The sequence below is a fragment of the Noviherbaspirillum soli genome (assembly GCF_015352955.1).
Lineage (GTDB): Bacteria > Pseudomonadota > Gammaproteobacteria > Burkholderiales > Burkholderiaceae_D > Noviherbaspirillum_A > Noviherbaspirillum_A soli.
Genome location: NZ_JACYOX010000002.1, coordinates 152,900 through 170,165, shown reverse-complemented (window position 1 = coordinate 170,165; position 17,266 = coordinate 152,900). Strand labels below are relative to the sequence as shown.

13 protein-coding genes and 1 other RNA gene are annotated in these 17,266 nt (G+C 64.8%); 3 read left to right on the top strand and 11 right to left on the bottom strand.

All coding sequences use genetic code 11. The features are described from left to right. Positions 1 to 5: 5 nt before the first annotated feature. The 7 genes from IGW04_RS03065 to dnaX form a co-directional block, all read right to left on the bottom strand. Positions 6 to 1,796 carry an acyl-CoA dehydrogenase gene (locus IGW04_RS03065; protein ID WP_194711555.1) on the bottom strand — a complete coding sequence of 597 codons (1,791 nt, stop codon included), beginning with the start codon at positions 1,794 to 1,796 and terminating at the stop codon, positions 6 to 8. 73 nt (positions 1,797 to 1,869) lie between these two features. After that, entirely contained in the window at positions 1,870 to 2,799 is a 930-nt protein-coding gene (locus IGW04_RS03060; RefSeq protein WP_194711554.1) for an electron transfer flavoprotein subunit alpha/FixB family protein, read from the bottom strand. Between the two features lie 20 nt (positions 2,800 to 2,819). Next, positions 2,820 to 3,569 carry an electron transfer flavoprotein subunit beta/FixA family protein gene (locus IGW04_RS03055; protein WP_194711553.1) on the bottom strand — a complete coding sequence of 250 codons (750 nt, stop codon included), beginning with the start codon at positions 3,567 to 3,569 and terminating at the stop codon, positions 2,820 to 2,822. A 136-nt stretch (positions 3,570 to 3,705) separates the two neighbouring features. Further along, positions 3,706 to 3,933 carry a sulfurtransferase TusA family protein gene (locus tag IGW04_RS03050; RefSeq protein ID WP_194711754.1) on the bottom strand — a complete coding sequence of 76 codons (228 nt, stop codon included), beginning with the start codon at positions 3,931 to 3,933 and terminating at the stop codon, positions 3,706 to 3,708. A 169-nt stretch (positions 3,934 to 4,102) separates the two neighbouring features. Then, positions 4,103 to 4,699: a recombination mediator RecR gene (gene recR / locus IGW04_RS03045; protein ID WP_194711552.1), complete on the bottom strand. Its 597-nt coding sequence runs from the start codon at positions 4,697 to 4,699 to the stop codon at positions 4,103 to 4,105. 16 nt (positions 4,700 to 4,715) lie between these two features. Continuing rightward, the gene (locus IGW04_RS03040) at positions 4,716 to 5,042 is read right to left on the bottom strand and encodes a YbaB/EbfC family nucleoid-associated protein (protein WP_194711551.1); all 327 of its coding nucleotides are present in this window, start codon (positions 5,040 to 5,042) and stop codon (positions 4,716 to 4,718) included. 18 nt (positions 5,043 to 5,060) lie between these two features. Beyond that, positions 5,061 to 7,052: a DNA polymerase III subunit gamma/tau gene (gene dnaX, locus IGW04_RS03035; RefSeq protein WP_194711550.1), complete on the bottom strand. Its 1,992-nt coding sequence runs from the start codon at positions 7,050 to 7,052 to the stop codon at positions 5,061 to 5,063. 123 nt (positions 7,053 to 7,175) lie between these two features. Here dnaX and IGW04_RS03030 point away from each other — a divergent pair, with 123 nt between their 5' ends. After that, a complete protein-coding gene (locus IGW04_RS03030; RefSeq protein WP_194711549.1) occupies positions 7,176 to 8,819 on the top strand; it encodes an isovaleryl-CoA dehydrogenase in 1,644 nt (547 codons plus the stop codon). A gap of 20 nt (positions 8,820 to 8,839) precedes the next feature. On the opposite strand, the gene IGW04_RS03025 is transcribed toward IGW04_RS03030, so the two are convergent. Then, on the bottom strand, positions 8,840 to 11,932 hold the full coding sequence (locus IGW04_RS03025; protein ID WP_194711548.1) for an efflux RND transporter permease subunit: 3,093 nt from the start codon (positions 11,930 to 11,932) through the stop codon (positions 8,840 to 8,842). A gap of 37 nt (positions 11,933 to 11,969) precedes the next feature. After that, complete coding sequence (locus IGW04_RS03020; RefSeq protein ID WP_194711547.1) at positions 11,970 to 13,109, bottom strand: efflux RND transporter periplasmic adaptor subunit; 1,140 nt, start codon at positions 13,107 to 13,109, stop codon at positions 11,970 to 11,972. Positions 13,110 to 13,237: 128 nt separating this feature from the next. Between IGW04_RS03020 and IGW04_RS03015 the strand changes: the two genes are divergently transcribed. After that, on the top strand, positions 13,238 to 13,726 hold the full coding sequence (locus IGW04_RS03015) for a MarR family winged helix-turn-helix transcriptional regulator (protein ID WP_194711546.1): 489 nt from the start codon (positions 13,238 to 13,240) through the stop codon (positions 13,724 to 13,726). Between the two features lie 27 nt (positions 13,727 to 13,753). Here IGW04_RS03015 and ffs read toward each other — a convergent pair. Both ffs and ubiD read right to left on the bottom strand, forming a co-directional pair. Beyond that, positions 13,754 to 13,852: signal recognition particle sRNA small type (gene ffs, locus IGW04_RS03010), an RNA gene on the bottom strand. A gap of 364 nt (positions 13,853 to 14,216) precedes the next feature. After that, the gene (gene ubiD / locus IGW04_RS03005; RefSeq protein ID WP_194711545.1) at positions 14,217 to 15,701 is read right to left on the bottom strand and encodes a 4-hydroxy-3-polyprenylbenzoate decarboxylase; all 1,485 of its coding nucleotides are present in this window, start codon (positions 15,699 to 15,701) and stop codon (positions 14,217 to 14,219) included. Between the two features lie 568 nt (positions 15,702 to 16,269). Here ubiD and IGW04_RS03000 point away from each other — a divergent pair. Continuing rightward, positions 16,270 to 17,256, top strand: coding sequence for a transglycosylase SLT domain-containing protein (locus tag IGW04_RS03000; protein ID WP_228526799.1), 987 nt, complete (start codon positions 16,270 to 16,272; stop codon positions 17,254 to 17,256). Positions 17,257 to 17,266: the final 10 nt, after the last annotated feature.

Genomic DNA, 17,266 nt, shown 5'->3' with positions numbered 1-17,266 from the left:
CTACCTCAGAACTGGTCTTCCGCCAGCGCCAGCACGCCGGCGCTGCCGCCGACGATGGCCGCGCGGTAGGACGAGGCCTGCGACAGCAGGTGGTCGGCAAAGAAGCGCGCGGTGGCGATCTTGGCCTGATAGAAGCGCGCATCGCCCTCGCCCGCATCCAGCTTTTTCTGCGCGATCAATGCCGCGCGCGCCATCTGCCAGCCGCACAGCACGATGCCGGCCATCTTCAGGTAGGGCACGCTGCCCGCGAACACCGCCTTGATGTCGGACTTCATGTTGGCCACGATGTAGTCCACCACCTCTTCCAGCGCCTTCGATCCGGCGGCCAGCTGGTTGCGGATTGCCGCCAGGTCGCCGCTGGCGGCCGATTCCAGTTCGGCCTCGGTGCGCCGCACCTGGGCCAGGATCGCGCGGGCGGTGGCGCCGCCGTCGCGTACGGTCTTGCGGCCGACCAGGTCGTTGGCCTGGATCGCGGTGGTGCCTTCATAAATGGTCAGGATGCGGGCGTCGCGGTAGAACTGCGCCGCGCCGGTTTCCTCGATGAAGCCCATGCCGCCATGCACCTGCACGCCGGTCGAGGCGACGTCGATCGACATCTCGGTCGACCAGCCCTTGACGATGGGCACCATGAATTCATAGAAGGCCTGGTTGTCGCGCCGCACCGCGGCATCGGCATGGTGATGGGCGGCGTCGTAGGCGGCGGCCGTGACATAGGACAGCGCGCGGGCGCCCTCGGTCTGCGCCCGCATCGCCATCAGCATGCGCCGCACGTCGGGATGGTGGATGATCGCCACCGGGCCGGCCGAACCGGCCAGGTCGCGCGATTGCACGCGGTCGCGGGCATAGGCCACCGCCTTCTGGTAAGCCGTCTCGGCCACCGCCACGCCCTGCATGCCGACGGCGAATCGGGCCGCGTTCATCATGATGAACATGTATTCCAGGCCGCGATTCTCCTCGCCGACCAGGGTGCCGATCGCGCCGCCATGGTCGCCGAACTGCAGCACCGCTGTCGGGCTGGCCTTGATGCCCAGCTTGTGCTCGATCGACACGCAATGCACGTCGTTGCGCGCGCCCAGGCTGCCGTCGGCATTGACCAGGAACTTCGGCACCACGAACAGCGAGATGCCCTTCACCCCTTCCGGCGCATCCGGCGTACGCGCCAGCACCAGGTGGATGATGTTCTCGGCCATGTCATGCTCGCCGTAGGTGATGTAGATCTTGGTGCCGGAAATCCTGTAGGTGCCGTCGCCCTGCGGCACGGCGCGGGTGCGCACCAGTGCCAAGTCCGATCCCGCCTGCGGCTCGGTCAGGTTCATGGTGCCGGTCCACTTGCCCGAGATCAGGTTGGCCAGGTAGGTATTTTTCTGCTCGTCGCTGCCGGCCGTCAGCAGCGCCTCGATCGCGCCATCGGTCAGCAGCGGGCACAGCGCAAACGACAGGTTGGCCGAGTTCAGCATCTCGATGCAGGGCGTGGCCAGCAGCTTGGGCAGGCCCTGTCCGCCGAATTCGACCGGATGCTGCACGCCTTGCCAGCCGGCCTGGCCAAAGGCGTGAAAGGCTTCCTTGAAGCCGGGCGTGGTGGCGACTTCGCCATTCTTCCAGGCGCTGGGCTCGCGGTCGCCGGCCACGTTCAGCGGCGCCACGACCTCACCGCAGAACTTCGCATTTTCCTCCAGCACCGCTTCCACGGTTTCCGGTGTGGCATCCTCGCAGCCGGGCAGGGACTGGACGGCCGGCAGGTTGGCCAGTTCATTGACCACGAACAGCATGTCCTTCAGGGGGGCGACATAGCTCATCTGATTACTCCCAAAAAAATGGGCAGGTCACGCGGTTGGCGCGCCCTGCCCGGATGGATTCAAGCCGGTGTGATTAACCCAGTTCCTTGACCAGTTCCGGCACCAGTTCGAACAGGTCGCCGGTGATGCCGTAGTCAGCCACGCTGAAGATCGGCGCTTCCGGGTCCTTGTTGATGGCGACGATGGTCTTGGAGTCCTTCATGCCGGCCAGATGCTGGATCGCGCCCGAGATGCCGACGGCGATGTACAGCTGGGGCGCCACGATCTTGCCGGTCTGGCCAACCTGCCAGTCGTTGGGCACGTAGCCTGCATCCACTGCGGCGCGCGATGCGCCCATCGCCGCGCCGAGCTTGTCGGCCAGCGGCTCGAGGATCTTGAAGGCTTCGCCCGAACCCATGCCACGGCCGCCGGAAACGATGATCTTGGCGGCGGTCAGTTCAGGACGGTCCGACTTGGCCAGTTCGCGCGAGACGAAGGCGGACTTGCCGGCGTCGCCAGCGGCCTGCACGTTCTCCACCGCTGCCGAGCCATCCTGCGCCGGCGCATCGAAGCCGGTGGTACGCACGGTGATGACCTTGACCGAATCGGCCGACTGCACGGTGGCAATGGCGTTGCCGGCATAGATCGGACGCTCAAAGGTATCCGGCGACACGACCTTGGTGATCTCCGAGATCTGCGCCACGTCGAGAACGGCTGCCACGCGCGGCAGGATGTTCTTGCCGTAGGCGGTGGCCGGGGCCAGGATGTGGCCGTAGTTCGAGGCCAGCGCCAGCACCTGCTCGGCGACGTTCTCGGCCAGGCCGTCGGCGAACTGGGCGCCGTCGGCGACCAGCACCTTGGACACGCCGGCAATCTTCGCGGCGGCTTCGGCGGCGGCGCCGCAATTGGCGCCGGCGACCAGCACATGGACGTCGCCGTCGCACTGGGCGGCGGCGGCTACGGTGTTGAGGGTGCTGCCCTTGAGGCTAGCGTTATCGTGTTCTGCAATGACGAGTGCGGCCATGATGTCTCTTTATCGTGAAATTAGATGACTTTCGCTTCGTTGCGCAGCTTGGCAACCAGCGTCGGGATATCCGGCACCATGATGCCGGCGGAGCGCTTGGGCGGCTCGGACACTTTCAGGGTCTTCAGGCGCGGCGTGACATCGACACCCAGATCGGCCGGCTTGACGTTCTCCAGCGGCTTCTTCTTGGCCTTCATGATGTTGGGCAGCGTCACATAGCGCGGCTCGTTCAGGCGCAGGTCGGTGGTGACCACAGCCGGCAGCGGCAGCGCCACGGTTTCCAGGCCGCCGTCGACTTCGCGGGTCACGGTCGCCTTGCCGTCTTCCAGCACGACCTTGGAGGCGAAGGTTGCCTGGCCCCAGCCCAGCAATGCAGCCAGCATCTGGCCGGTCTGGTTGCTGTCGTCATCGATGGCCTGCTTGCCCAGGATGATCAGCTGCGGCTGTTCCTTGTCGGCCAGAGCCTTCAGCAGCTTGGCCACGGCCAGCGGCTGCAGTTCTTCGGCGGTCTCGACCAAAATGCCGCGGTCGGCGCCGATGGCCATCGCGGTGCGCAGGGTTTCCTGGCATTGGGTCACGCCGCAGGATACGGCAACAACTTCGGTGACCTTGCCGGCTTCCTTCAGGCGCATCGCTTCTTCCACAGCGATCTCGTCGAAGGGGTTCATGGACATCTTCACGTTGGCAATGTCGACGCCAGAGCCGTCGGATTTGACCCGCACCTTGACGTTGTAGTCCACCACGCGCTTGACTGGAACCAGTACTTTCATAGGTCTGCCTTTGAAAAATCGAATTGACGTTAACGTAAACCGAAACGGGATTATAAGAGAGAATCAGCTAACCTGCCGAAATTTAGCACGCTCGTGCTATTAGTGGGTAGAGTGCGGCCACTAAATAATGAAAAAACTATTTCCGGCGCATGTAAAAAGTGAACTCGGCGCCGTCCTGGGACTGCTCCAGCAGCTGGTTGCCGGTCTGGCGGGCAAATGCCTGAAAATCCCGCACCGAACCGGAGTCTGTCGCCACCACGCGCAACACCTCGCCGCTTGCCATCTCGGCCAGGGCCTTTTTCGCTTTCAGGATGGGCAACGGGCAGTTCAGGCCGCGCGCGTCGAGATCCTTGTGGAATTCCATTATTGCTTGCCTCAAAAAAATGTTGCCGAATTCTAGCCCAAATCGATGGCATTGATGCAATGCATCAATGCCAATTTCCGTGGAAGAATACATTTGACGCGCTTATTGCTGCAGATAAGGCAAAAATCTTGCTTATCAAGGGATATCGTCTGGCAACCGGCCTTGCCCGTCAGGTTGCGCGGCGGTCCAGCATGGCGCGGGCAATGGTGCCGGCATCGACATATTCCAGTTCGCCACCGACCGGAACGCCACGCGCCAGTCGGCTGACCTTCAGGCCGCGGGCCTTCAGGGTTTCGCTGATGTAATGGGCGGTCGCTTCGCCCTCGTTGGTGAAGTTGGTTGCCAGCACCACTTCCTGCACCACGCCATCGCTGGCGCGCTGCATCAGCCGCTCCAGGTGGATGTCGCGCGGACCAATGCCGTCCAGCGGCGACAGGCGGCCCATCAGCACGAAGTACAGGCCCTTGTAGGTCAGGGTCTGCTCGATCATCAACTGGTCGGCCGGCGTTTCCACGACGCACAGCAGGGCCGGGTCGCGCTCCGGGTCCAGGCAGGTTTCGCAGACGTCGTTCTCGGTGAAGGTATTGCACATCCTGCAGTGATGAATCCGCTCCACTGCCTGCGTCAACGCCCGGCCCAGCATGGCCGCGCCTTCACGGTCGTGCTGCATCAGGTGGTACGAAATGCGCTGCGCGGACTTGGGGCCGATGCCGGGCAGGCGGCGCAGCGCTTCGGTCAGGAAGTCGAGACTGGACGGGGTCTTCACAAGCTTTCAGCCCGGTTCAGAACGGCATCTTGAAGCCGGGAGGCAGCGGCAGTCCCGCCGAAATGCCGGCCATTTTTTCCTGGGTGGTGGCTTCCGCCTTGCGCACTGCGTCGTTGAAGGCGGCGGCGACCAGGTCTTCCAGCATGTCGCGGTCATCGCCCAGCAGCGACGGGTCGATAGACACCCGCTTGACGTCGTTCTTGCAGGTCATCACCACCTTGACCATGCCGGCGCCGGACTGGCCTTCCACCTCGATGGTGGCGAGCTGGTCCTGCATCTTCTTCATGTTGTCCTGCATTGCCTGGGCTTGTTTCATCAGGCCTGCCAACTGGTTCTTCATCATGTTCCGCTCCTGGTATGGTCAAACTGGTTTGATGGATCCCGGCACGATGCTCGCACCGAACTCGCGCTTCAGCGTCTGGATGAATGGATCGCTGTGCATGGTTTCTTCCGCCTGCAACTGCCGCGCCTCGCGCTCCGCGACCGCCTTCGCATTGGCGGTCTGACGCGCCGCGCCGATTTCCGTGGTGACCCGGGCCGGCTTGCCGAAGCGCTCTTCCAGCGCGGCGGTGAGCTTGTCCACGGTGGCGGTGGAGCACAGGGTTTCGATCGGCACCCGCAGCTTGAACAGGAAGGTATTGCCTTCCTGTACGCATTCCAGCAATTCGCTCTGCTGCGCCAGCTGGTGCACCACGCCGCGCACCGGCAGACCGGCCGCCAGCACCGGCCAGTCGCCATCCCATTCCAGCGCCGGTACCGGCACAGGTGGGGGCGCCGGCGGCAATTCCAAAGCCGGCGGCGCGGCAATGATGGGCGCGGCGGGCTCGGCTAAGGCGATTTCAGTTTTTTTTTGAGCCGGTTCCGTGTAGTCGTCGTCGAACACCGGAATGTCGTCCCATGGCGGCGGCATGTCCGACGTGGCCGACTTGGGCTGCGGCGCTGGCGTTGGTGCGGCGACCGCGGGAGCGGCGACTGGCTGGGCCACGGCCGGCGTCGCGGCCGCCGCGCCGCCGCGCTTCATGTTGCGCGCCGCTTCCAGCGCGGCACGGGCCGGGCTGATCGCGCCGCGTGGCGGTGGCGCTTTCGCCGCCGGTTCGGCCGGGGCGACTGCCGCCCTTGCCGGCGGCTCCGCCACCACAGCGGCGGCGGCGCGTACCGGCGACGGCGCAGGTGCGGCAGGTGCGGCAGGTGCGGCTGGCGCTACTGGCCGGGCGGAAACCGCGGCACGCGCCGGCGCTTCCTCCCGGGGCAGGTTGCCGGGCCGGAAGGCCAGCATGCGCAGCAGCGTCATCGTGAAGCCGGCATATTCGTCCGGCGCCAGCCCCAGCTCATTCCTGCCATGTACGGCGATCTGATAGTAGAGCTGCACTTCTTCCGCATCGAACCGCTGCGCCAGGCGCAGGATGTGCTCGCGCTCCGGCACGTCTTCCGGCAGGGCGGCCGGCACCGACTGCGCCAGCGCCACCCGGTGCAGCAGGGAACCGAGATCCTGCAGGGCGGCGTTATAGGAGAGGCTGCGCGCGGCCATGTCATCGGCAACTGCCAGCAGCGCGGCGCCGTCGTCGGCCGCCAGCGCATCGAGCAGGCGCACCAGGAAGGACTGGTCCAGCGTGCCCAGCATGCCCTGCACCGCGTCCAGCGTGACCCGGCCGGCCGCATAGGCGATGGCCTGATCGGTCAGGGAGAGCGCGTCGCGCATCGAACCATGGGCGCCCTGCGCCAAAAGGCGCAGCGCCGGCAGTTCGAATTCGATCTGCTCCTGGCCCAGGATGTTTTCCAGGTGGCCGACGATATGGCCTGGCGGCATCTGCTTCAGGTTGAACTGCAGGCAGCGCGACAGCACCGTGACCGGGATCTTCTGCGGGTCGGTGGTCGCCAGGATGAATTTCACATGCTCGGGCGGCTCTTCCAGGGTCTTCAGCATCGCGTTGAAGGCCTGGTTGGTCAGCATGTGGACTTCGTCGATCATGTAGACCTTGAAGCGGGCATTGGATGGCGCATACACCGCCTGTTCCAGCAGCTGCGCCATGTCGTCGACGCCGCGGTTGGAGGCCGCGTCCATCTCGATATAGTCGACGAAGCGGCCGGCGTCGATCGCCACGCAGGCTTCGCAGACGCCGCAGGGATGGGCGGTGATGTCGCCATTGCCATCGGGTCCGGTGCAATTGAAGCACTTGGCCAGGATGCGCGACAGCGTGGTCTTGCCCACGCCGCGGGTGCCGGTGAACAGGTAGGCATGGTGCAGGCGCTTCTGTTCCAGCGCATGGCTCAATGCCCGCACCACGTGCTCCTGCCCGACGAGCGTTTCGAAGCTTTTCGGTCGATATTTGCGGGCGAGGACTTGATAGGACATGGCGTTGCGGAAATTGACTGAAGCAGCATTTTACCCGACTGCCGATCAGCGCCTGAAGCCGCTTGAACCGGAATGGCGTCGGGCCCAGAATCGGGAGAACGGAAAATCGGAGGAGACGACATCATGCCATGGCCTACCCACACGGTCACCAATCAGGCGCCGGAATTGCTGGATTACAACCTTTTTGCCACGGATGCCGCATTGGCCGCCGGCCTGCAGCAGGCTGGCGGCGGCTGGCACGCCGGGCAGCTTACCCGGCTGGGCGGCGAACTGGGCAGCGCGGACATCCTGCAACTGGGCGCGCTGGCGAACCGGCACCCGCCGCAACTGCATACCCACGACCGGGTCGGCAACCGCATCGACAGCGTGGAATTCCATCCGAGCTGGCACCGCCTGCTGGGCCTGCTGCGCCGGGAAGGATTGCATGCCCTGCCCTTCAGCGCGCCGCGCCCTGGCGCCCAGGTGGCGCGCGCCGCCGGCTATTTCCTGCATGCGCAGGTGGAATCCGGCTCGCTGTGCCCGACCACGATGACGTTCGCCTCGATCCCGGTGCTGGCCAACGAGCCGGCGCTGTTTGCCCGCCTGCGCGACAAGCTGTTTTCGCCGGAACACGATCCGCGCGACCTGCCGCTGGCGCAAAAGAAATCGATCCTGATCGGCATGGGCATGACCGAGAAGCAGGGCGGCTCGGACGTGCGCAGCAATGCCACGGTGGCCGTGCCGGTGCGCGGCGAAGGCCGTGGCGCCGAATATGCGCTGACCGGCCATAAATGGTTCTTCTCGGCGCCGATGTGCGACGCCCACCTGGTGCTGGCCCGCACCGGCAACGGCCTGTCGTGCTTTTTCGTGCCGCGCTGGCGCGACGACGGCAGCAAGAATCCGGTCGTGATCCAGCGCCTCAAGGACAAGCTGGGCAACCAGTCCAATTCCAGCAGCGAGGTCGAGTTCCAGGAAGCGCTGGGCGTGATGGTGGGCGAGGAAGGCCGAGGCATTCCCACCATCATCGAAATGGCCAACACCACCCGGCTCGACTGCGTGATCGGCAGCGCCGGCCTGATGCGCCAGGCCTTCGTGCAGGCCGCGCACCATGCGCGCCACCGCAGCGCCTTCGGCCGCCTGCTGGCCGAGCAGCCGATCATGCGCAATGTGCTGGCCGACCTGGCACTGGAAAGCGAGGCGGCCACGCTGCTGATGCTGAAGCTGGCCAGCGCCTTCGACGCGCCCGACGATCCGCTGCTGCGCGCCTGGCGCCGCATCGTCACGCCGGCCGCCAAGTTCTGGATCTGCAAGCGGGCCATTGCCTTCACCGGCGAATGCATGGAAGTCTGGGGCGGCAACGGTTATGTCGAGACCGGCCCGATGGCGCGCATGTACCGGGAGGCGCCGGTCAATTCGATCTGGGAAGGCTCGGGCAACGTGATGTGCCTGGACGTGCTGCGGGCGCTGGAGCGCGACCCGGAAGGCGCGCTGCTGCTGCTGGCCGACCTACGGGAAGCGACGGCCGGGCACCCTGCCCTGCTGGCGCTGCTTGATGCGCTGCGGCGCGACATGCGGGCCGCGCCGGAAGAACGGGAGGCATTGGCCCGGCGCTTCGTGCAGCGGCTGGTGCTGGCGGCGCAGGCGGCGCTGATGCTGCGCCATGCGCCGCAGGACATCGCCGAAGCCTTCGTGGCCAGCCGGCTGGATGCCGATGGCGGCCGGGTATACGGCACGATGGGAGAAACCGCGCTGCAGCAGCGGATACTGGATCGCGCCTGGCCGCAATAATGCCGCAGTAGCGCCGCCGTTCAGCCCTGCTGTGGCCGTGGCTGCCGGTGCGGCTCCAGTTCCGCCGTCACCGGCCCCTTGCCGCTGTAGCGGTCCAGGAACAGGTAGATCACCGGCGTGATGAACAGCGTGATCACCTGCGACACGAGCAGGCCGCCGACGATGGCCACGCCCAGCGGCTGGCGCAGTTCGGCGCCGGCGCCCAGGCCCAGCGCGATCGGCAGCGCGCCCATCAAGGCGGCCAGCGTGGTCATCATGATCGGGCGGAAGCGCAGCAGGCAGGCCGAGCGTATCGCCTCGGCCGGCGCCATGCCCTGGTTGCGCTGCGCATCCAGCGCGAAGTCGATCATCATGATCGCGTTCTTCTTCACGATGCCGATCAGCATCAGGATGCCGATGGTGGCGATCAGGGTCAGCTCGAAATTGAACAGCCGCAGCGCCAGCAGCGCGCCCACCACCGCTGACGGCAGTCCGGCCAGGATGGTGACCGGGTGGATATAGCTTTCATACAGCACGCCCAACAGGATGTAGATCACCACCACCGCCAGCACCAGCAGCACCACCTGGCTCGATTGCGAGGACTGGAACACCGCGGCGTCGCCGGCATAGCTGGTGATGATGTTGGCCGGCAGCCGCAACTCGGCCTTGAACTGGTCGATCTTCGCGGTGGCGTCGCCCAGCGGCACGTCCGGCGCCAGGTTGAAGGAGATGGTGACCGCCTGCAGCTGGCCCTGGTGGTTCACCGAGATCGCGCCGGCGGCCCGCTCCACGCTGGCCACGCTGAGCAGCGGCACCAGCGTGCCGGTCTTGCTGCGCACGAAGATATTGTTCAGGTCGCCCTCATCCTGGCCGCCCCAGTTGGCGTCCTGCAGGATCACCTGGTAGCTGTTGCTGCTGGTGAAAATCGTCGACACCTGGCGGTCGCCGAAGGCGCTGTAGAGCGCGGTGCGGATGTCCTGCACCTGCACGCCGGCGGCATTGGCGCGGTCGCGGTTGATGTTGACCATGGCCTGCAGGCCCTTCAGCTGCGAGTCGCTGGTGACATCGCGGAACACCGGGTCGGCGCGCAGCCTGGCCTGCATCTTCTCGGCCCAGGCACTGAGTTCATCGGCCTTCACGCTCTGCAGCACATACTGGAAGCGGCTCTTGCTGATGCGTCCGCCCAGCCGCAGGTTCTGCACCGGCGTCAGGTACACCGACAGGCCGGGCACGTCGCGCACCTTGCGCCGCAGCTGCTCCACCACCGCGTCCATCGCCGCCCGCTCGCTGCGCGGCTTCAGGCCAATGAACATGCGGGCGCCGGTGCCGTCCGACAGGCGCGAGGTCACGCTGTCGACGTTCGGGTCGCTGCCGATGATGTCGGCCGCGGTCTGCGTCAATGCCGACATCGCCTGGTAGGACGCATCCTGCGGGCCTTCCAGCGTCACGCTGATCTGGCCGATGTCTTCATTCGGGAAGAAACCCTTGGGCATGCTGACGAACATCAGCACGGTCAATGCGAAGGTCGCCAGCGCCACCGCCAGCACCAGCAGGTTGTGCTTGAGGCACCAGTCCAGGCTGGCGCGGTAGGCATCGAGCACCGCGTTGAAGCCGCGCTCGAAGCCGCGGCTCAGCCAGTTGTCGCGCTGATGGCCTTCATGCTTCAGGTAGCGGCTGCACAGCATCGGCACCAGGGTCAGCGACACCAGCGCCGAGACGATGATGGCCAGCGACACCACCGCCGCGAACTCGTGGAACATCAAGCCGATCACACCCGGCATGAAGAAGATCGGAATGAAGACCGCAATCAGCGAGATCGAGATCGACAGGATGGTGAAGCCGACTTCGCGCGAGCCGACCAGCGCCGCCTGCATCGGCGCCATGCCCTCCTCGATATGGCGCACGATGTTTTCCAGCATCACGATCGCGTCGTCCACTACCAGGCCGACCGCGATGGTGATGCCCAGCAGCGAGATATTGTCCAGGCTGTAGCCCAGCCAGTACATCAGGCCGCAGCAGCCGATCAGCGAGATCGGCAGCGACACCACCGGAATCGCGGTGGCCGACAGGCGCTTCAGGAACAGGAAGATCACCATCACCACCAGCACCACCGTCAGGGCCAGCGTGAAGTTCACGTCATGGATGGCTTCGCGTATCGACAGCGAGCGGTCGTTCAGTTCCCTGACCTCGATCGAGGCCGGCATCTGCGCGCGAAACTGCGGCAGCGTCGCCTTGACTGCGTCCACGACCGCCACCGTGTTGGCATTTGGCTGGCGCTGCACCGCCAGCACGATGGACGGCTCCTTGTTGACCCAGCTGCCGCTGCGGGTGGACTCGACGCTGTCTTCCACCGTCGCCACGTCCTTCAGGCGGGTAGTAACACCATCGCGGCTGCTGATCACCAGGTCGCTGAAGGCGGCGGCATTGGGCAGCTGGCGGTTGGCCTGCAGCGTCAGGCTCTGGCGCGGACCGTCCAGCACGCCGACCGGGCTGTTGGCATTGGCCGAGCGCACCGCGGCGGCCAGCTCGTCCATGGTCATGTTGCGGGCGGCGAGCTGTTCGGGCCGGGCCTTGATCCGCACCGCATAGCGGCGCTGGCCGTAGACATTGACCTGGGCCACGCCGTCGATGGTCGACAGCGAGGGCGAGATCAGGTTTTCCGCGTAGTCGTTCAGGTCGGCCAGCGAGATCGACGGCGACGTCAGCGCCACCAGCAGCACCGCGGCGTCGGCCGGATTGACCTTGCGGTAGGCCGGCAGGGCCGTCATTTCCACCGGCAGGCTGCGCTGGGCGCGCAGCAGGGCGGCCTGCACGTCCACCGCGGCGGCGTCGATGTCGCGGTTGGGCGCGAATTCCAGCGTGATCGAGGTATTGCCCAGCGTGTTGGTGGAACTGATGGTGGCCAGGCCGGCGATGGTGGAGAACTGCTTCTCCAGCGGCGTGGCGACCGAGGCCGCCATGATTTCGGGACTGGCGCCCGGCAGCACGCCGGTCACGTTGATCACCGGCGTGTCATAGCTGGGCAGCGCGGCGATCGGCAGCCGGGTATAGGCAAAGGCGCCGGCCACCACGATGGCGATGGCCAGGAGCACGGTCATGACCGGGCGGCGTATGCAGAGTTCGGAGATATTCACGGGGTGCCTGGTGGAAGGTTGCGACCGGCCCTGCCGGTCATGCGTCGGCGGCGGTGCGCGGCGTCTGGCCCTGCCCGCTCTGCGCTTCCTTCACCCGCGCGCCGGGCCGCAGGTTCTGAGCGCCCTCGACCACGATGCGCGCGCCCGGCTGCAGGCCGCCGACCGCGGCCTGTCCGCCGTCGATATGCAGCACCGTGACCTTCTGCACCGCCACCGTGTTGTCGGGCTTGACCAGGTAGACGAATTTTTCGGTCGGCCCGGTGACGATGGCCTGCGCCGGCACCACCACCGCCTGCGGCAGCGTGCGCGACACCATGCTGACATTGACGAAGGTGCCCGGCCACATCATGCGCTGCTGGTTGGAAAACAGCGCCTTCATCTTGATGGTGCCGCTTTGCGGGTCGGACGCGCTGTCGATGAAGACCAGCTTGCCTTCCACCCGCCGCTCGCCGGCCAGTTCCGCCGTGACCGGCGCTTCGCCGTTCGGGTAGCTGGCCAGCAGGTTAGCCAGTTCGCGCTCCGGCAGCGCAAAGGTGACGGTGATCGGGTCGAGCTGGGCAATGGTCAGCATCGGCGCGCCGGCGGGCTGGGCCAGGCTGCCGGGATGCACGCTGATGGCGCCGATGCGGCCGTCCATGCTGGCGACGATGCGGTTGTTGCCCAGCGCGATCGCATTGCTGCGGATGGCGGCTTCGTCGGCCTGCAGCGTGCCGCGCAGCGCGTCGACCTTGCTGCGGGCGGTTTCGACCACCGCCTGCGACACGAAATTCTTCGCCGCCAGTTCCTGGTTGCGGCGCAGGGCGCTTTCCGCCTCCACCAGATCGGCCCGGTCGCGCGCCACCTGGGCGCGGGCGCGCTCGACGTTGGAGGTGTCGCTGCGCTGATCCAGCGTAAACAGCAGTTGTCCGGCGCGCACGTCCTGGCCTTCCTGCACATGCACCTCGCGCACGATGTTCTGGGTCTGCGGCCGCACATCCACCACCTTCAGGGCGCTCACGTAGCCATTGGCGCGCACCGTGATCGCCACCGGTTTCTGCTGCGCTGTCGCGCTGCGTATGCTTTGCGCCGGGGCAGCCCTGGGGACGGCTGGCGCCGGGCGGCTCTGGTAATAGTGATAGCCGGCGCCGGCGGCCAGCAGCACGGCGGCGGTCAACAGCAGGGAACGGACAGGACGCATGATGAACGAAAAGTAATTGGGACAGCCAGGCGGGCCGACACGAAAAACGTATCGTAAAAGAAATATGGTAGCAATGCTATTGAATAGCATAGCATACGGCCTGTCGTTGTTTGAAAGCGTGGTTGGGAATGCGAAAAGATCTGGAAAACCTGCCTGATGCCGAAATGTATCCGAAGCTGCTTGCGCGGCTGATCGGCGAAGTATCGCGCGCCTGGCGTTATGAAATGAACCGCGCGCTGCGGCCGCTGGGCCTGAACCTGTCGATGCGTCAGGTGCTGGTGCAGTTGCAGCGCAACCCTGGCGGCCTGATGCAGGCGGAGCTGGCGCGCAACCTGGGCATAGAAGGCCCGACGCTGGTGCGGCTGCTGGACAAGCTGGAGGAAAAAGGCTGGATCGCGCGCGTCGTCTCCACCGACGACCGGCGACGCAAGTATTCGGTGCTCACGCCCAAGGCGGCGGAACAGGTGCGGCTGCTTGAATCGCTCTCCGAGGAACTGCGCGGCAGCATGATGGCCGGTTTGACAACCCAGCAGCTGGACCAGTGCTCGCAGGCGATGACGCGCATCCGCGACAATCTCTATGGATTGCAGGACAACAGGACGGAAAACCAGGAATGAAGCGGTGGGGAGAAGACGATGAAGGAAGGAGGCGAGCCTTGTCTGCGGCACTTATGGTGAACGGCTGTGGCTGCTTCGTTCCCGACCTGACCAGGTTGGCCGTGCCACAATGCGCAGGGGCCCGCCAGCCGGCATTCTAGCAGCAAAGCCGGTGCCGTGTGCCGGATTCTTGGTACTCAGGCGCACGCGACAGCTGCTTGGCGAACTGATTCTCTCTGTTTCCGCTGATCAGATCATCAGCCTCAGTAGCCTCCGTAGGGCGGAATACCCCGCAGGGGCATTCCGCCAAACCGTCGCGGTCTCAATGCAATCGCATTGCGTCATCTGGCAACATGCCGTTCCCTTGGAAAGCGATGGAGCGAAACCATGACACCTGCAGTGCAGCGCCAATTTGCGCCTGGGGTTGCAAGCTGATTGCCCTGTCGTCATGAGCATCGGTGGAATGCCCCTTCGGGGTATTCCACCCTACGACTCCCGCTTTTCCTGCCGGTCAGATCCCCAGTTGCTGCCACAGTGCATCAACCCGGCGCTTCACTTCCTTGCTCATTTCAATCGGCACGCCCCATTCGCGGCTGGTCTCGCCCGGCCATTTATTGGTCGCGTCGATGCCCATCTTGCTGCCCAGGCCGCTGACCGGCGAGGCGAAGTCGAGGTAATCGATTGGCGTGTTGTCCACCAGCGTGGTGTCGCGGGTTGGATCGACCCGGGTGGTGATGGCCCAGATCACTTCCTTCCAGTCACGGATGTTCACATCCTCGTCGACCACCACGATGAACTTGGTATACATGAACTGGCGCAGGAAGCTCCAGACGCCGAACATCACCCGCTTCGCATGCCCGGCATAGGCCTTCTTCATCTGCACCACCGCCATCCGGTAGCTGCAGCCTTCCGGCGGCAGATAGAAGTCGGTGATTTCGGAAAACTGCTTCTGCAGCAGCGGGATGAACACCTCGTTCAGCGCCACGCCCAGGATCGCCGGCTCGTCCGGCGGCTTGCCGGTATAAGTCGAGTGATAGATCGGGTTGCGCCGCATCGTGATGCGGTCGATCGTGAACACCGGGAACATGTCCTGCTCGTTGTAATAGCCGGTATGGTCGCCATACGGGCCTTCCAGCGCATGCTCGTAGCCGCTCGGATGGCTTTCGTCAGGATAGATATTCCCTTCCAGCACGATCTCGGCCGATGCCGGCACCCGCAGTTCGCTGCCGATGGCCTTGGTCAGTTCAGTGCGGCTGCCACGCAGCAGGCCGGCGAACTGGTATTCGGACAGGCTGTCCGGCACCGGCGTCACCGCGCCCAGGATGGTAGCGGGATCGGCGCCCAGCGCCACCGCCACCGGGTAGGGCTTGCCGCGGTTGACGATGCCATGCTCGCGAAAATCCAGCGCGCCGCCGCGATGGGCCAGCCAGCGCATGATCACCTTGTTGCGGCCCAACACCTGCTGGCGGTAGATGCCGAGGTTCTGCCGTTTCTTGTTCGGTCCTTTCGTGATCACCAGGCCCCAGGTGATCAGCGGCGCCACATCGCCCGGCCAGCAATGCTGGATCGGCAGGCGGCCGAGGTCCACGTCATTGCCTTCCCACACCACTTCCTGGCAGCGGGCGCCGCGCACTTCCTTTGGCGCCATGTCCCAGACCGCCTTGACCAGCGAGCCCATGCCCATCATGTCGCGCAGGCCCTTGGGCGGCTCGGGTTCCTTCAGCGTGGCCAGCACATGGCCGATCTTGCGCAGTTCGCCTACATCGTCCGCGCCCATGCCCAGCGCCACCCGGCGCGGCGTGCCGAACAAATTTCCGAGCACCGGAACGTCATGGCCGGTGGGATGGTCAAAAAGTAAAGCCGGGCCACCCGCGCGCAGTACCCGATCGCAGATTTCCGTCATCTCCAGGTGTGGAGAAACCGGGGTCGTCACATGGCGAAGTTCGCCAATTGCATGCAATTGGGCAATAAAGTCGCGCAAATCAGCATATTTCATGTTTATTGATATTTTTCAAAGGTGGGTTTTTTCATGAATAACATGATTTTAAGTCACTGATTTTATTCATTTTTACGGAAACGCACGGCCAAGCTATATATCTATAAGTTATAGAAATAAGTATTTATATTATTGACTCGATATATTCGGGTTTATACAATGCGGCCAACGCGATCGAAATTGTTAACAAAGCAACACTAATTCGGTTGCACTCAGCTTACGGGGTTCGGGGCCCCAACGACATTTTAAGGAGTGTTTTCGCAAGGCGTCAGCCTTATCCCCCGACAACGTTATCGGACACCAACCCGCCACGGCCTGGCCGCGGTCTGTGAAAGATGACTCCGCCGCTTGCCCGTGCGCTCCCAGCGACGGCAGGCGATCGTTCTGATACGCGGCAAGCCAAGCAAACGATTTACCTGTGTGCGTCACCCGCAGGGATGAGCTTTGCCGCGCTGATAGAGGAGTACAAATGTTGACGAGTTCAATAGGGCCAGCGCAGCCAGAGGAGAAAGCGCCCGGGGCGAACGCCCGGACCCGATTGCGGGAATTGCTGACTGCCCCCGGCACAATGCAGCGTGTTCGCGTTGCGGCGCACCGCACCGTTCTGGTGGCGGGTGTCAGCGCGATTGGCGCAATCGGCGTGATGTTCGTCAAGCCCGAACTGACCGACCATATCAAGGCGATGTCGCCGTTTGCCGCGTCCAGCACGCAGCAGGCAGCGGCCTCCCCGGCGTCCAGTCCGAACGTGCTGGCGCCAGCACTGGCAGCACCCGTATCAGCCATGCCGGCCATCCAGCCGGCAGTTGCGCCTTCCCAGGCGCCTGCTCAACTGGTTCAAGCTACGCTGCCGGCGACCCCGGCAGTCGCCGCAGCCGCCCCCGAGCAGGCCAATGCCGTCGAGCATGCCGCCAGCATTCCGGCGACCGAAGGCAAGGAAGTTGCTTCCAAAGAACAGAAATTCGTCACCAACTGGCTGGCCAAGCGTTACCGCGTTGCCGGCGATGCGGCCAACATGCTGGTTGGCGCAACCTATCGCACCGCCAGGGAAGTCAAGATCGACCCTCTCCTGGTGCTGGCGGTAATGGCCATCGAGTCCGGCTTCAATCCCTTTGCCGAAAGCCCGGTGGGCGCACAGGGACTGATGCAGGTGATGTCCAAGGTCCACCATGAAAAGTTTCAGCCGCTCGGCGGCGTCAAGGCGGCGCTGAATCCGGTGGCCAACATCAAGGTCGGCGCCACCATCCTGAAGGAATACGTCAGCCGTGGCGGCTCGGTGGAGTCGGGACTGAAGATGTACGTCGGCGCAGCCGCATTCGAAAACGATGCCGGCTATGGCTACAAGGTGCTGGCCGAGTACAAGCGGCTCAAGGACGTGGCCAGCGGCAAGTCGGTCCCCTGGACCTCGTCGAACGCTGCCACGGTGGCGGCCAAGACGCCGCCGAAGCCGGCGCCGCAGCCTGCCGCCGAAGAAAAGGTGGATGTGCTGACCCAGGCCGAAACGCCTTCGCTGAGCGAGAATGTGCAGGACCGGGACGGCATCGTCGCCGCGCTCTGACAGCCTGGCG

What these genes read in the sequence shown, in the direction of transcription:
- IGW04_RS03015 (WP_194711546.1), top strand. Translation starts at nt 13,238, where the DNA reads ATGCGAAAAGATCTGGAAAACCTGCCTGATGCCGAAATGTATCCGAAG.
- IGW04_RS03020 (WP_194711547.1), bottom strand. Translation starts at nt 13,109, where the DNA reads ATGCGTCCTGTCCGTTCCCTGCTGTTGACCGCCGCCGTGCTGCTGGCC.
- IGW04_RS03065 (WP_194711555.1), bottom strand. Translation starts at nt 1,796, where the DNA reads ATGAGCTATGTCGCCCCCCTGAAGGACATGCTGTTCGTGGTCAATGAA.
- IGW04_RS03030 (WP_194711549.1), top strand. Translation starts at nt 7,176, where the DNA reads ATGCCATGGCCTACCCACACGGTCACCAATCAGGCGCCGGAATTGCTG.
- IGW04_RS03040 (WP_194711551.1), bottom strand. Translation starts at nt 5,042, where the DNA reads ATGATGAAGAACCAGTTGGCAGGCCTGATGAAACAAGCCCAGGCAATG.
- IGW04_RS03055 (WP_194711553.1), bottom strand. Translation starts at nt 3,569, where the DNA reads ATGAAAGTACTGGTTCCAGTCAAGCGCGTGGTGGACTACAACGTCAAG.
- dnaX (WP_194711550.1), bottom strand. Translation starts at nt 7,052, where the DNA reads ATGTCCTATCAAGTCCTCGCCCGCAAATATCGACCGAAAAGCTTCGAA.
- ubiD (WP_194711545.1), bottom strand. Translation starts at nt 15,701, where the DNA reads ATGAAATATGCTGATTTGCGCGACTTTATTGCCCAATTGCATGCAATT.
- IGW04_RS03060 (WP_194711554.1), bottom strand. Translation starts at nt 2,799, where the DNA reads ATGGCCGCACTCGTCATTGCAGAACACGATAACGCTAGCCTCAAGGGC.
- IGW04_RS03050 (WP_194711754.1), bottom strand. Translation starts at nt 3,933, where the DNA reads ATGGAATTCCACAAGGATCTCGACGCGCGCGGCCTGAACTGCCCGTTG.
- IGW04_RS03000 (WP_228526799.1), top strand. Translation starts at nt 16,270, where the DNA reads ATGCAGCGTGTTCGCGTTGCGGCGCACCGCACCGTTCTGGTGGCGGGT.